Consider the following 14,722-nt stretch of genomic DNA (forward strand, 5'->3'; position numbering starts at 1 on the left):
ACAGAAGTTAGAATATACTAGTACGAGGAATGAATCACTATGATTGATAACAAAAAAAATATTGAGATAGTAGTAAATTGTTTAAAGAGACATGGAATTCGTCATGTTGTTATTAGCCCTGGTGGAACAAATATTACTTTTGTAAAGGCAGTTCAAGATGATACTTATTTTCGTTGTTACTCTGTTGTCGATGAGCGGAGCGCAATGTATTTTGCGATAGGCATCTATCTCCAAACGGGGGAATTTGTTGCTACATCATGTACCAGCGCACAGGCTACGAGAAATTATCTTCCTGGGCTAACAGAGGCGTTTTATAAGAATGTTCCGATTTTAGCCATAACTATGTCGAAGCATCCTCGATTCACCTATCAAGAGTATATGCAGGCACCAGATCAATGTTCATTGCCAAAGGATTGTGTTAAAGCCTCTTATTCATTACCAGTGATTTCGGAGAAAGATGATATTCTCCACAGCATTAGAGTTGCAAATGAGGCAATTCTTGAACTTAGTCATCATGGAACAGGTCCTGTTCAATTATGTATACCGTGGCTTGATTTTCCGCTTGGAGAGTTCAAACCTCAGGAGCGGACAGTGTTAAGATATGAAGTCGGGCATGAGTGGAATATAAGCTTACGTGATAAGAAAGTTTTGCTTGTTGTAGGCGAGCGTCGTCCTTTAAAAAATGATGAAAAAGAAGCCATAGAATTATTTTGCGAAAATTGTAATTGTGCGGTTTATGTAAATCATCTATCGAATTTTAGAGGGAAATATTCATTTGAGGGAAATCTTTTATTTTCGACCATATCACGTGGTGATTTTAAGAAAGATTTGAAGCCTGATGTTATTATTTCTATAGGAGGTCAAACGGGTGACTACCCACTTTACGGAATTCTCTCAGAACTGGACTTAGAGGACACGGAGCACTGGAGAGTGTCGCGTGACGGGAATGTGATAGACACATATGATAAACTAACAAAAATATTTGAATGCTCGGAGAAATATTTCTTTTCTAAATTATCTTCTACAGACGGGGTTAAACATACATATTATGAGACCATTATGAGCTATTCACAGTTTGACAGAAATATAGAAATTCCGTTTTCAAATGCATACGCAGCACGTTCATTAACTCGGATTATTCCACATAATAGTAATGTTCAATTTTCTATTTTGAATAGCCTACGCAATTGGAATTTGTTTGAATTTAAAAATGAGGTCAAGTGCTTTTCAAATGTGGGGGCTTTTGGCATTGATGGAGGGATGTCTACCCTTATTGGACAAAGTATGGTTTCTGATAATCTGTGTTTTATGATAATAGGGGATCTTGCATTTTTATATGATATAAATTCGCTTAGCATACGCGGTCTAAAAAATAATATTAGAATCCTACTTGTTAATAATGATGGTGGTGTAGAGTTTAAACTGGGTATTGTTGATAACAAAAGTACCGACAAATATATAGCAGCCGGTGGGCATTTTAAAAACGCTAAAGGTTGGGCTGAAACGTGTGGATTTAGATATATATGTGCTAAGAGTAAAAAGGAGTTTGATGATTTAAAGGAGGAGTTTGTGGTAGACGGTGAGCAACCCATCCTTTTTGAACTCTTTGTTTCAGATGTTAATGACGCAACTGCATATAGTAAATTAATTAAGGCCAATAAAGACACTTCAACAGCTGATGCTCTAAAGGATGGAATTAAATTATCGGTTAAAAAATTTCTAGTCAAAGGAAGGTAACTTGACATTATGATTTGAATTTTTCTGTTGCTTAACAAGCAAAATTAGAATGCATAATAAAATCTGAGGAAGGATTTTTTATGACAAAAAATAAGATTAAAGGATTGTTAAATAAATATACCAGCCTGTCGGTCCAGGTTAAAGCCTCATTTTGGTTTCTAATCTGTGGGTTTCTTCAAAAAGGTGTATCGATTATTACAACGCCAATATTTACGCGTCTTTTGTCAACAGCGGAATATGGACAGTATAGCGTATTCAATTCCTGGCTGGGAATTGTGTCGGTTTTTGTCACTTTGCAGCTTTATTCTGGTGCTTTTACTCAAGGCATGGTTAAATTTGAAAATAAAAAGACGAAATATGCATCTTCGATTCAGGGACTGTGTCTAACGCTTGTTGTTTGCTGGACGATAATATACCTTCTGTTTCATGAGTTTTGGAATAATCTTTTCGAATTAACTATAGTTCAGATGCTCGCCATGTTGGTTTTGATTTGGTCAACATCAGTTTTTAATTTTTGGTCAGTCGAGCAAAGAGTAGATTTAAGATATCATACGCTAGTGACAATTACTATTGTCGCAACACTAGCCAAACCTCTCGTTGGGATTGTCTTTGTAATCCTTGCCGAGGACAAAGTCACAGCCAGAATTCTAGGGTTAGCCCTTGTTGAGCTTGTTTGTTATACCTGGATGTTCTTCTCACAGATGCATCGAGGGAAGACCTACTTTGATAGGAGTTTTTGGAAACACGCACTTTTGTTTAATCTTCCATTGCTTCCGCACTATTTATCTATGGTGGTTTTAAATAGTTCGGATAGAATTATGATTAATAATATGGTCGGCTCTAATGAAGCGGGAATATATAGTTTGGCTTATTCTATTTCACAAATTACGACTGTGCTAAACACTGCACTTTTGCAAACTATAGAGCCGTGGATGTATAAAAAAATCAAAGCCAAACGCATGGAAGATTTGTCTGGCGTAGCCTATCCTGCAGTTATCGGCGTATCTGCAGTGAATATTCTTTTGATTGCCTTTGCTCCAGAAGCCATTGCACTTTTTGCTCCGCCTGCCTATTATGATGCAATTTGGGTCATTCCGCCTGTGGCAATGAGTGTATACTTTATGTTTGCATATAGCTTTTTTGCAGTGTTTGAATTTTACTATGAAAAAACAAAGTATATTGCTATCGCAACTGTATCAGGGGCGGTTCTCAATATTGTTTTAAATTACATCTTTATAAAATTATTTGGGTATTGTGCTGCCGGATATACAACTCTGGCTTGCTTTATTATTTTTGCAGTGTATCATTTCCACTTTATGAGAAAGATATGTAAGAAAGAAATGGGAGAAGTATCGCCGTATAGTACTAGAATACTGCTTATTATAACCGGAATCTTTATGGTACTTGGATTTGCACTCCTGTTTACTTATTATAATGTTTTTGTACGATATGTCTTTATTGTATTGCTCTTCATAGTGGTCATTATTAAGCGTAAAACTATTCTCAAAATGGCGAAGAAAATACTAGATATAAGACATTCCGCAGAGTGAGTTTTATCTCGAATTGTTGAGGATGTTACATTTTAATTTTCATTAAGGGGGACATATGAGCCTAAAATCAAATGTAAAGAATACATTAAAACTTTTACGAAGTAAGAAAATGGTACCTATCCCACAGCCTGTCAATGTACAGAAGCTGCTTGCTGGAAAGATTGCGTTGATTACAGGAGGCAGTGGCGGGATTGGTTTTGCAATGGCAAAAGCGTTCCTCGACAGTGGATGCAAGGTAATCATTGCAGGAACGAATGAGAAGAAGCTGTGGAATTGCTGTGAGAAATTGATGGCAGAATGCTCGGACTTATCGGCAGAGTGCATGGAGAATTCGTACGCTGGGAGCCTGGGGGTAGGGGGGGGGGGGTATGTCGCATACATCGAACTCAATGTGCTTGATGTGAAATCAATGCCTGACAAAGTACGATGTGCGGCTGCAAAATTTCCAGAAAATAGAATTGACATCCTTGTAAATTCCGCTGGTCTCAATGGTCGAGCAAATTTTGAGCGTATGACCGAGGAAGAATATGACAATGTAATGGATGTCAACGCCAAGGGCACGTACTTCATGAGTCAGGCGGTTAGCCAATTCATGATAGAGAAAAAGATAAAGGGACACATTCTTAATGTTGCTTCCTCTTCTGCCTTACGACCGGCCAGTACGCCATATTGTATGAGTAAATGGGCAGTACGAGGCATGACGGTTGGCTTTGCCGACATCCTCCTTCCATATGGGATTGTGGTGAACGCCATTGCACCTGGGCCGGTGGCCACTCCTATGCTTGGAAAACAAGATGACGATTCAATCGATAATCCAGATATGGTAGGTGGGCGGTATGCTATGCCTAGTGAGATTGCCTCACTTGCTGTGTTCATGGTCAGCGATATGGGCAATCTGATTGTCGGAGATACCTATTACATGACGGGCGGAAGTGGCCTTATTACGTTGCATCATTAAAATGTCGTTGTATCGCTAATCGGGTAAAACCACGCAGTTGTTTTTCTCTATCGATTCTTCACGAACAAAGGAATTGCTATCTGCTTTTCCTTCACTAATATCACAGAGGAGAAGAATAATGCAAGTTTTACTACTTGGAGGAACCGGAGCAATGGGAATATCGCTAAAGGATATTCTGGCGAAGCGCGGAGATCAGGTGTATCTTACATCCCGCAGTGATCACAAGGATGATAGAAACATTCATTATATAAAAGGAGATGCTCACGATGATGCGTTTATGACTGAAATCCTGAAAGATGGATACGATGCCATTGTTGACTTTATGATATACGGCTCGGGGGAGTTTGAAAAGAAAGCATCGAGGCTGCTTAATTCTACGGATCAATATATCTTCACCAGCTCGAGCCGAGTATATGCAAATTCCAAGACATGGATAACAGAAAAATCTCCTAGGTTGTTAGATGTGTGCAAGGATGAGGATTACCTTAGAACCGATGAGTATGCACTTGCTAAAGCGAGAGAAGAAAACATTATTATTGAATGTGGTAAAAGGAACTGGACAATTATCCGCCCATATATTACATATAATACAGAACGAATTCAGTTGGGAGGATTGGAAAAGGATATCTGGCTCAGGAGAGCGTTGGGAGGTCGTAGTATTCCACTTCCAAAAGATGTGGCAAATTGTCAGACAACATTGACTTATGGCGGTGATGTTGCTGCTGCGATTGCTGCACTTATAAGAAATGAGAAGGCTTATGGAGAGGTGTTTAATCTGACAGGGACAGAACATATGATATGGTCTGATGTTGCTAAGATTTATCTTGATGTAATTAAGCAAACAAACAACTTTATTCCAGAAATATATATGCCTGAAAGTAGTGTAGAGCTTTATCAAAAGGCCGGTAATGGGTATCAAATAATATATGACAGATTATATAATCGAGTTTTTGATAATGCTAAATTGCAGGCAGCGTGCGGTGGAAATTTGACTTTTTGTTCCATAAGGGAAGGTCTGACGAAATGTGTTACCGAATTTATTGAGAAGCCAAGATGGAGAGAAGATTCTCCTAGGGTAGAGGCCTACTTGAATAGAACCTTTAAAGAAGGATTACATATGGATTGCTTTACGAATAAAAAATCTCTGATTAAATATTTAGGATGGTATTATATACCGGGAGTTATGAATACCGTCAGAAAACTGAAATGTACACATTAGCAAGGAATTCTGAACGTGGCTATCCATCCGATAAATCAGAAGCGGAGTTAGTTTGGATAAGTAGATGGTTTCTCTAACATAATATATGGAATAGTTGAAATCTTGTAAAAAAGAGGGAAGTTGAATATTACGGAGCGGCGGAGCCACATGTCCGGACTAAAAGTGAAATCCCCGGCGTAGGATGAGTATTCCAGAGCTTCAGGGTTCTTCCGCATTTTTGGGACCATCCCAAAGATTGTGTAAACCTCCAAACTGATGTAAGATAAAATCACACAGTTTGGAGGTTTTATTATGGCAAGAAAAAACGACACACCACAGAAAGCTGCTATGCGGGAACTCATGAAGGGCTACTTAAAACAGAATGATGTGAAAATCAAAGACGGTACCGATGTGAATGCAATCATGAGGGACATGATGTCGGTCATTCTGGAGGGTGCTCTGGACGAGGAGCTGGACGAGGAACTGGGCTATTCCAAATACGATTACCACAACAAGGATACGGCCAACAGCCGCAACGGACATTCCCAAAAGACCCTGCATACCAGCTACGGCGATATGGGGCTTGATATCCCCAGAGACAGAGCCGGGGAGTTTGAACCGCAGGTCATCAAGAAATATCAAAACACGGTCACTCAGGACATGGAGGAAAAGATCATCTCCATGTACGCAAAAGGGATGACTACGAATGACATCGAGAGCCACATGAGGGAACTCTACGGGATTGACATTTCCGACAGCACCATAAGCCGTATCACAGACAAGATACTCCCCATCGTAAAAGAGTGGCAGGAACGCCCTCTGGATGAGATATACGCTGTTGTATTTCTGGATGCAATCCATTACCATGTACGCAACGAAGGACGCATTGCAAAGCAGGCGGTATACATCGCCATAGGGATTGGCATGGATGGAAGGAAGGATGTTCTGGGGATGTATGTGGGGCAAAATGAAAGTGCAAAGTTCTGGCTGTCCATCCTAAACGGATTGAAAAACCGCGGAGTAAATGATATCTTGATTGCATGTGTGGACGGCCTGACGGGATTCCCCCAGGCAATCGAAGCGGTATACCCCCAGACAGAGATTCAGCAGTGCATTATCCATCAGATCCGGAATACAACGAAATTCGTATCCTACAAAGAAATCAAGCCGCTAATGGCTGATTTAAAGCGGGTATATACTGCACCGACAGAGGATGCAGCCTTGGGTGCCCTAGAAGATTTCAGTGAGAAATGGGATGGTAAGTACCCCAAGATATCGAAATCCTGGAGAGAGAATTGGGCAAATCTGTCAACATACTTCAAATATCCAGAAGCGGTGAGACGCCTGATATACACGACAAATACGATAGAGGGGTTCAATCGCCAGCTACGGAAAGTGACAAAGTCAAAGACGGTATTTCCTTCTGATGACAGCCTGTTAAAAATGCTATATCTGGCGATGATGGACATCACGAAGAAATGGACCGGGCACCGCCAGGACTGGGGCCAGATCCACTCCCAGCTGGAGATATATTTCGAGGAGCGTTTATCCTGATTATAAGCAGAAGCGGGCTGCCAAATCAGTTTTTCTTGACATGCCCAAAAACAGCATTATAATACAGAGAAAGGGCAAGGCCCGAAAAAACGGCTTTGCCCTTTGGTAACCAATGACATATCTTGTATCAGTTTTTTGAGTTTACACAAAATTTGAAACGGTCTCGCATTTTTCCGTTATCTTAACCTCAAGAATACATTAGTTTCGCTTCCAGCAAAACTTTGCTACAACGTCCATACATAGTTCGCTTTACCATTTTTAATTTACTGTTTGTTCCTTCAACAAATCCATTCGACAATGGACTGGCTACGGAATTTTCTATAGCAGATAGGTCTTTCTCTATGCCTTTTGCAAAACGAGCAATCTCTTTTTAGTTTGAGTCTTCGTATCTCTCAATAAAGAGATAGAGTAACGACATATTTTTACGCTGGTTTATTTCGCGGAATTCACGGACGCAGGCAAGCATTTCTTTTGGTTGGGGGTAGTGCTCCATCAAATATACTTTGTGAGCTGTCGTGATTTCCGTGTCCATCCACAGGAAACGGAATACCCCGCTCCTCGACAGATGATCATACTTTTGAAGTTCCCTTTTCTTCCGGATGGATTCTGTAGAAGTGCTTTTATACACCGCTAATCTATATGCAGACGTTCTATGATTTTGTTCATGTAGTCATATGCCGCTGTCTGCCTACCTTGGTAGCCTTTTTTTAGCAGACCACGGTAGACATCCTTCCTGCTGATGCCGACAGAAGGTTCACTGATGATATAATCATAAAATTGCTCCATACCGCTACGGAGATTCTTACGGCACAGGGATTCATAATCCCCATTTAGATACTTTGTGACCGTATTTCTTCCGCAACGCGCTATTTGGGCGATGGTCCGTTTACTGCATCCTGCCGCATCGTATTCATGGATGGCATTGTATAACTGTACACTTTTTTCATTGTATTCCGTAAAGTTATCCACACAGCATGGGATTTTTTACCCTCAGTGGTTCCCTGGAATCCTGTCTCCTGGCCGGATTTATCATAATCTTTGGGAATTTTAATATCTAAAATAATTATTCAATGGATTATACGGAAAAATGCGGAAGAACCTCACCACACCAGACAGGCGGCTCCGCCGCACCGTAATATTCATTAAAGGTTTACACAATCTTTGGAATACTCCTTTATAGAACCAAGAAACATATCTTATATCAGTTTTTTAGTTCCCACAAAACTTGAAACAGTCTTTTTATGTCTATTTTATCCTACGCCTTGTGTATTTCACAAATTCATAGAAATACTTCTTATAAAAAACATAGACATAGGTTGCTGTCATTAAACTATAAATTATAACACCGGCAACAACCTCAAATACAATTGATGAAATACGTGCACCTGCATAATATCCAATAATTCTGACCACTATAAGCATTAATGTTCCTGCAATTACTGAAAATAGAATATCTTTTCCGAATTTCGTATTTGCTACAAACTTAACTGCGATAGGTGTTTGGATAATAGAAACAGTACTATAGGAAAAAATAGTTGCAATTGCTGCACCTTCTGCTCCCCAGAAATTAATAAAAATCAAATTTAAAAAAAAGTTAACCATAGCACCAATGGTTACTGCCATTGTATATGTCTTATCGTTATTGGTAGGAATAAGAATCTGGGTACGAACATAATTATTCCAACCAATTAGTGGTATGGTAATAGATAAAATAATTAGCAATCCAACTGTCTGTTCATATTCACCACCTAAAAAAATTATTATAAAATCAGGTGATATCGCTGCCAGTCCAAAAGCCATTGCAAAAGAAAGGAGTATAACAAAAGTACCTGACATACTGAGTATCTCGTTAGCTTTTTTTCCTACCTTCTTAGTAAATATATTTGACATTCGAGATAGCATTACAGTACCATAGGCCGTTATAAAACCAAGCGGAATACGAATGAATTTATCTGCATATTCATAACATCCCAAAGCTGTCAAATCACCTCTCCAACCCAACATAAATTTATCAATCATACGGTACATATTGGTTGCAATAACAGCTATGAACAAAATTAGAAGTGGTTTAACATGCTTTATGCAGTCTTTAAAATTTGTCTTTCTAAATTTCACATATTTAGGAATGAAGCTCCATAATGCAACTTGACTCACTAAAGTGCCACCTGACATAATCAGAGAATATTTCCAGAGATCATTTTTTGTTTTTACAGTGATAAATATTAAAAGTACTGTACATATTTTAATAATCATGTTTCTTGTTACTGTTATTTTGAATTTTTCAATACCAAAGAAGAACCAATTAACGTCAAATAAAGAACTTGCAACAAACAGCCCTTGTATTGCTAAGAAAATTTTAAATTTTCCTCGAACAAAAAACGTTAGCCCCAAATATACGATTATTACAATAACCGATATTATTACATGTAACTCAAAAATTTCAGAAAATACACGATTTTTTTCATCTTCATTTTCTCTAGTACAAGCAATACAGCGATTCCCATATGATTCAATGCCTAGATTTGCAAAAACGACAAAATAATTTGCTATTATATATGTGTAAGAATAAATACCAACATTTTCAGCACCTAATATTCTGGAAATATAAGGTGCTGTAATCAATGGTAATATAATTATTAATAATTGGTATAATGACTGATATACAAAATTTTTTTTAATGGAACCCACTTCACTATCTCCTCATGTAGTAACTTACTCCGATTCTCTTTAGAAATTTCTTCGAATAAATATCACCACTATCTCCTCCGCATTCAATATAAGTCAAATAAGCAGATGCGGCATCATCAACAATTAAATCGTTGTATCTATTTTCTCCACACACGACTGAGGCCATGTGTCGATCCCATATACTGTCTCCCCATATATCATTACCTTTAAATACAGAGCATCCGAAATCTATTAATCTAAATGATTCAACTTCATACTCTTTATTTATGATGCACATTATATTACCAGATCTAATATCTCTATGAATAATATCATGTGAGGAAAGGCAATCCAAACAATTAAACAAAAAAGATGCTAAGAGTCCAAGTTCCCTTTTGTTTAATAATCCTCTCTTTATATGAATAGAAAGTAAAATACCGTCTATAAAAGGAAAAGCAATCCATTTGTATCTTTTACTGGAATTATAACTCAGTAAAAACAATTCATTGGAAACAATGTCTTGCTTTAATAATTGATTGATATGAATCTCATTTTTTATACTTTCGAATACTGGATTTTCATTCCCTTTTATAAACAATCTTTTACTACCATCTTGAGCTGTCAAAAAAATACATCCACTATTACTTTCACTATACGTATATTGACAATTTATCATCCAATTAGGGTGTTCTTTTTCTATTGATTTTGTGTACATGCTTTTTGTTAATACTTGATGCACATCACCAATAGCGCTTGAACTCTTTTCAACTATTTTATTCCACAGTAGCAGCAAGATTTCTTTTAATAACAGAAATCTTTGTTTTTTTTTATTACATATTAGTTTATCTACATAACTAAAATTTTTTATTCTTTTATAATCAAAATTATAACTGTATTTTTCAATATATAATCTGAATATATCTTCTGTTGTGGATTTTTTTTTGATTAGCTGTCTACTAATCCAACAGGGTTTAATGCAAATACAGAGAGAGTAGAGTAACTTGATTATTTCAATATCTGCCTCTGAAACAGAACTGATATTCTGCCCCAATTTATTAGCTCTAGCAAATAAATCTTTCTCCCAATCAGATGTAATCCCTAACTGTTTAAATGATATGATTCTAAATTTTCTTCTATCAACCTCCATACTTGAAAAATTTCGCTTAATTGTATTTGTATTATTACATAAGACCATTACTTCAATTGGGTTAAATACTTTATCATTTAATATCAATATTGGCTGTGTTAAATTAGTATCTATGACTTCCCATCTAATCATATATTACCTCCCATATTAAATCCTTAATTTGTATCCGAATACTTTTCGATCTATTGTGGAGATAATGGTATAAAGTTTACTTTTCAGTTTTCGTCTTAAATGACAGTTGTTTTCATTTATATATACTGACACATCTATTGGATAAGTAATGGAATACTGACATTTTTCCAAATATTCTATTAGCAATTCCATATGTCTTAAGTGATTGGTGCCGAACAAAATGTCTAATTTTTCCTTATAATCCTCTGCAATTCTAGATTTGTGAATATACGCGTGGTAAAGTAAACTATAATTGTAGTCTATTTTATCCGGAATAAAAAAGCCATTTGGTGAATATACTCTGTTAATAATCATATGTTTTTCCCATTCTTTACAGTAATATCCATCACCCACATATCTGTAATCAAAATAGACTATCTGATTACCAATTTTCACTTTATGATGTACCCTTGTTTTACTCTTGAACACTTTTTTTCCACCAATTATGCACTCCAGAATTTTGTAATTATCTGTAAGTAAATCTATGTCTCCATGCTCATCCGTATTAAATTGATTTGGAAGATAATCAAAATTTCTTAATACAACATAGTTTACTGACTGATTTAAAACATAAAACATTTCTTGCAAATTATTCCATCCATCTAATCCAGATATATTTCTAGTCCACTTATCTGGAATTGCCCCTGGATTCTTTATCAAATCTTCTATACTTATTCCCAAAAGAAGTGTTAAATCGTGTCTCGTTTCTGCCTCGTTATTTGTACCATGAACACGACTCCCCTTATATTCTGGGTGTTTAATGTTTCTTATATTCTTTTCCCATGTCCAAGAACGAAACTTCTCTTTTCTATCAAATATATTTATATTTACAGTCTCTTGTCCACGAGTGGTTTTCCGCTTTTCATATTTCGGTGATGAATCACATACAATAATAATTGAAAACGTACCATTGCCGCATTCCTGGATTTTTTTTGCCCCACTTGGAAGTTTTTGACCATAAAAGCGAGATAGGTTATCACAAAATCTATTTTTATCCCAAGAGACATCCACTATCTTAATTATCTCTAACTCCTTCGCAATATCGTCAATTATCTTCTGCTTCATTCTCTCTGCCTTTTCCCAAATAATAAAGAGATGATATTCTTTCATAGGTTATACGCTCTAGACTTTCTTAATGTATTTTGCTCAAGAAGCCTTTATTTCAAGGACTATGAGCAATTGGTTTATAAATTATAACAATGACTTAGAGTGAAACGCTGGGTTAAAACTATATCTTTTCTATTTCAATATATATTCTTTATCATTCTTCAGCTATAAATTTCCTATTCTATGCGAAAAACACTTTTTACTAACCATCAACTTGAATTATATATAATCTATAACTATTGATTTAATGCGATACTATTTTATAGTCCCATGATTTTCAGCCTGACCTTTAGCTAATATTTCTCTTTTAATTCTGTAACTTTCCTACATTGATTTACCATGATATCCGTCAACACCTCATATGCAAGCACAAGAACACAAATAGTAAATAAATTTGATGGAATATTCTTTGGTGAAAATATATCGGAATAGTATGACATAGCATAAATGTAATATATAAATGAAAACAATATAATTTTGATATTATTTCTAGCACTATTTATAGAATAATTTGAAATAATCTTGTAGCAATAACCTCCAATTAAATACAGAACAAATATACGAAACATCATATATAATAATCCTTTATCATATAGTGATGCCCAACAAATAGTAGCGACATTTCCGCCATAACTAAGTCTCCCTAAATAGACAAATTCTGGCACAGCTTTTGATGAGCCTAAAAACAGAGTGCTATTAGAAAATGCCATACTAATCTTAGTATTTAAAACAGCTATTGGACTTCCAATATAGTAGGCTAGATAGTAAACTATTGATGTAGCGTTAGAAACGCCTCCAGATGTTTTTACAACAGCCCTTGCCGCAAATGCAATTACAAGAACCATTAAAAATATTGGTGCCATTTTTTTCAATACTACGCGAGTTGATTTTTTATTCTGCTTTCTTGTCCTTTCGTGGTTCATTTTCCATAGAAGTGCAAAGTCTAAAAGCACAGCCAGTGCAATTCTCAACATTTCCGTTCTCGAAGCTGAAAAAATAGTTATAGCAAATCCACAAACCATACATATTATATAGGGTAAGTTTTTCAAAAAGCTCTCTTTTAGAACAAGAAAATTGTTAGCAAACATAAAAGCCGAAATATATGCTCCTGCCATGACGACTTTAAAACCCTGCCGAATGAAGAAATTCATTTTATCCAAACCTTCATTAAAATATGCTGATTTCATATAAGCAAAGGCGTTCAGGGTGGAACCACCATTTAACAACCCCACTCTGTATGACTCTAAGCCATACAATATTGTACACAGTACGATAATTACTACTAGTGCTATACGAACAGATTGATTCAAATATATTGTTTTTATTCCATATATACTGCCATTATTCATGTAACTGGTTGTTCCCTTCTTTATTCTAATCCTAATCTTTCGGGAAACTGCTTCACCAAGCGTCATAGATAACAATCCTAATGATATTACTAAGACTGTTGATTCGCTTATAACAAAATTCCAAACATTGGAACAATATAAAGCAAGAAGCGTAGATACCAAGAATCCAAGAGAACTAATTGTGGCAGGACTAAAGATATCACCTTTAAATAAATGAAGATTTATCAATATAACAATTATTTCTATGAAAATAAGAATCAGCGCTGTTTGCATAAGTATCGTTCCTCGTTCATTTGCTATAACATAATTAAGTACATCATTAAAACCTATTCATTGCTACTGCTAGCTTCAAAAGCATTGTAGCCATCATTGAAGGCTTCCGAAATTCCCAATCAGTTAATATCCTAAATTTCTCTTTGATGCTGTGTTGATAATTGCTTAGAGTCTTTAAAAACACTTTATCCTCTTCTGACATGTAATTCGTGTAACCTTCCAGCAAATCCTGTACTGGATTCATATAAATCACATCTCCTGTAATAAAATTTTTAAGCCGCTTAAGCCGCCCTTTTTTCACATCTCCATCCATAGACTCATTATTTTCATATCTAATATGGTAGAATTTTGGATCCTTACAGAAATATACTTGTCCAATCCAATAACCCAGCAGTCCTACCCAGTAGTCATGTGATATATTATTGTTTTTTGGGCGATATGTTTGTATTAACTCCATCAGTTTCTTATCCCACACCATTCCGCATCCTTGGAAGAATTCTGTAGAAATCGCCATCTTGTGATTTGGGGGACAGGGAATTCGTTTTTCCTGCTCGCTTCTCAATCGAAGTTTCTTGTCAACCGAAATACAATTACAATGAGCCAATTTGCATCTATTGCTTTGCGCTCTTTTCACATTTCCTTCTTTATTAATCTGATTTTCTTTGATATCAGATTCCATCAATTTAATACAAGATATTAACTTGTCAGAAAACCAAATATCATCCTGATCGGAAAATGCATAATAATCAAAATTGGGAAAGGCCATGTAGATAAGTTCCATAAAACTTTGTTTGAAGCCAAGGTTTGCACCATATATGCAGAAGATTTTTTCAGGATATTTTTTTTCCAACTGTCTCAATATATTAATGTTATCTATGTCAGATCCATCGTCTCTAATGAATAAAGACACATTAACTTCTTCCTGAAGGATGATGCTCTCAACTTGCCGAATTATTTTATTACCGCCATTGTAAGCAGATAGTAGAACAAGGACATTTCTGCTCATATTCT

General features: G+C 36.2%; 11 protein-coding genes. 5 read left to right on the forward strand and 6 right to left on the reverse strand.

The window, feature by feature from the left end; all coding sequences use genetic code 11:
* Window positions 1-39 precede the first annotated feature (39 nt).
* The 5 genes from MCJ35_RS00815 to MCJ35_RS00835 all read left to right on the forward strand — a co-directional run bounded on the left by MCJ35_RS00815 (window position 40) and on the right by MCJ35_RS00835 (window position 6,997).
* Window positions 40-1,737: a thiamine pyrophosphate-binding protein gene (locus tag MCJ35_RS00815; RefSeq protein ID WP_025483426.1), complete on the forward strand. Its 1,698-nt coding sequence runs from the start codon at window positions 40-42 to the stop codon at window positions 1,735-1,737.
* A gap of 80 nt (window positions 1,738-1,817) precedes the next feature.
* A complete protein-coding gene (locus MCJ35_RS00820; RefSeq protein WP_240299321.1) occupies window positions 1,818-3,287 on the forward strand; it encodes a lipopolysaccharide biosynthesis protein in 1,470 nt (489 codons plus the stop codon).
* 55 nt (window positions 3,288-3,342) lie between these two features.
* On the forward strand, window positions 3,343-4,245 hold the full coding sequence (locus tag MCJ35_RS00825; protein ID WP_240299322.1) for an SDR family NAD(P)-dependent oxidoreductase: 903 nt from the start codon (window positions 3,343-3,345) through the stop codon (window positions 4,243-4,245).
* A gap of 118 nt (window positions 4,246-4,363) precedes the next feature.
* On the forward strand, window positions 4,364-5,464 hold the full coding sequence (locus MCJ35_RS00830; protein WP_025483425.1) for an NAD-dependent epimerase/dehydratase family protein: 1,101 nt from the start codon (window positions 4,364-4,366) through the stop codon (window positions 5,462-5,464).
* A gap of 327 nt (window positions 5,465-5,791) precedes the next feature.
* Window positions 5,792-6,997: an IS256 family transposase gene (locus tag MCJ35_RS00835; protein WP_240299775.1), complete on the forward strand. Its 1,206-nt coding sequence runs from the start codon at window positions 5,792-5,794 to the stop codon at window positions 6,995-6,997.
* A gap of 187 nt (window positions 6,998-7,184) precedes the next feature.
* On the opposite strand, the gene MCJ35_RS00840 is transcribed toward MCJ35_RS00835, so the two are convergent.
* The 6 genes from MCJ35_RS00840 to MCJ35_RS00865 all read right to left on the reverse strand — a co-directional run bounded on the left by MCJ35_RS00840 (window position 7,185) and on the right by MCJ35_RS00865 (window position 14,717).
* Window positions 7,185-7,361 carry a transposase gene (locus MCJ35_RS00840; protein WP_353656097.1) on the reverse strand — a complete coding sequence of 59 codons (177 nt, stop codon included), beginning with the start codon at window positions 7,359-7,361 and terminating at the stop codon, window positions 7,185-7,187.
* Window positions 7,362-8,242: 881 nt separating this feature from the next.
* Complete coding sequence (locus tag MCJ35_RS31760) at window positions 8,243-9,685, reverse strand: oligosaccharide flippase family protein (RefSeq protein WP_240299323.1); 1,443 nt, start codon at window positions 9,683-9,685, stop codon at window positions 8,243-8,245.
* 4 nt (window positions 9,686-9,689) lie between these two features.
* Window positions 9,690-10,943 carry a protein kinase domain-containing protein gene (locus tag MCJ35_RS00850; RefSeq protein WP_240299324.1) on the reverse strand — a complete coding sequence of 418 codons (1,254 nt, stop codon included), beginning with the start codon at window positions 10,941-10,943 and terminating at the stop codon, window positions 9,690-9,692.
* 15 nt (window positions 10,944-10,958) lie between these two features.
* Window positions 10,959-12,047 (reverse strand): hypothetical protein, encoded by a 1,089-nt coding sequence (locus MCJ35_RS00855; RefSeq protein ID WP_155858397.1) that lies wholly within the window; start codon window positions 12,045-12,047, stop codon window positions 10,959-10,961.
* A 335-nt stretch (window positions 12,048-12,382) separates the two neighbouring features.
* Window positions 12,383-13,711 (reverse strand): O-antigen polymerase, encoded by a 1,329-nt coding sequence (locus MCJ35_RS00860; protein ID WP_025483419.1) that lies wholly within the window; start codon window positions 13,709-13,711, stop codon window positions 12,383-12,385.
* A 46-nt stretch (window positions 13,712-13,757) separates the two neighbouring features.
* Window positions 13,758-14,717 carry a glycosyltransferase gene (locus MCJ35_RS00865; protein ID WP_025483418.1) on the reverse strand — a complete coding sequence of 320 codons (960 nt, stop codon included), beginning with the start codon at window positions 14,715-14,717 and terminating at the stop codon, window positions 13,758-13,760.
* Window positions 14,718-14,722 lie beyond the last annotated feature (5 nt).

The sequence above is a fragment of the Enterocloster sp. OA13 genome (genome assembly GCF_022440595.1).
Classification (GTDB): Bacteria; Bacillota; Clostridia; order Lachnospirales; family Lachnospiraceae; genus Enterocloster; species Enterocloster hominis.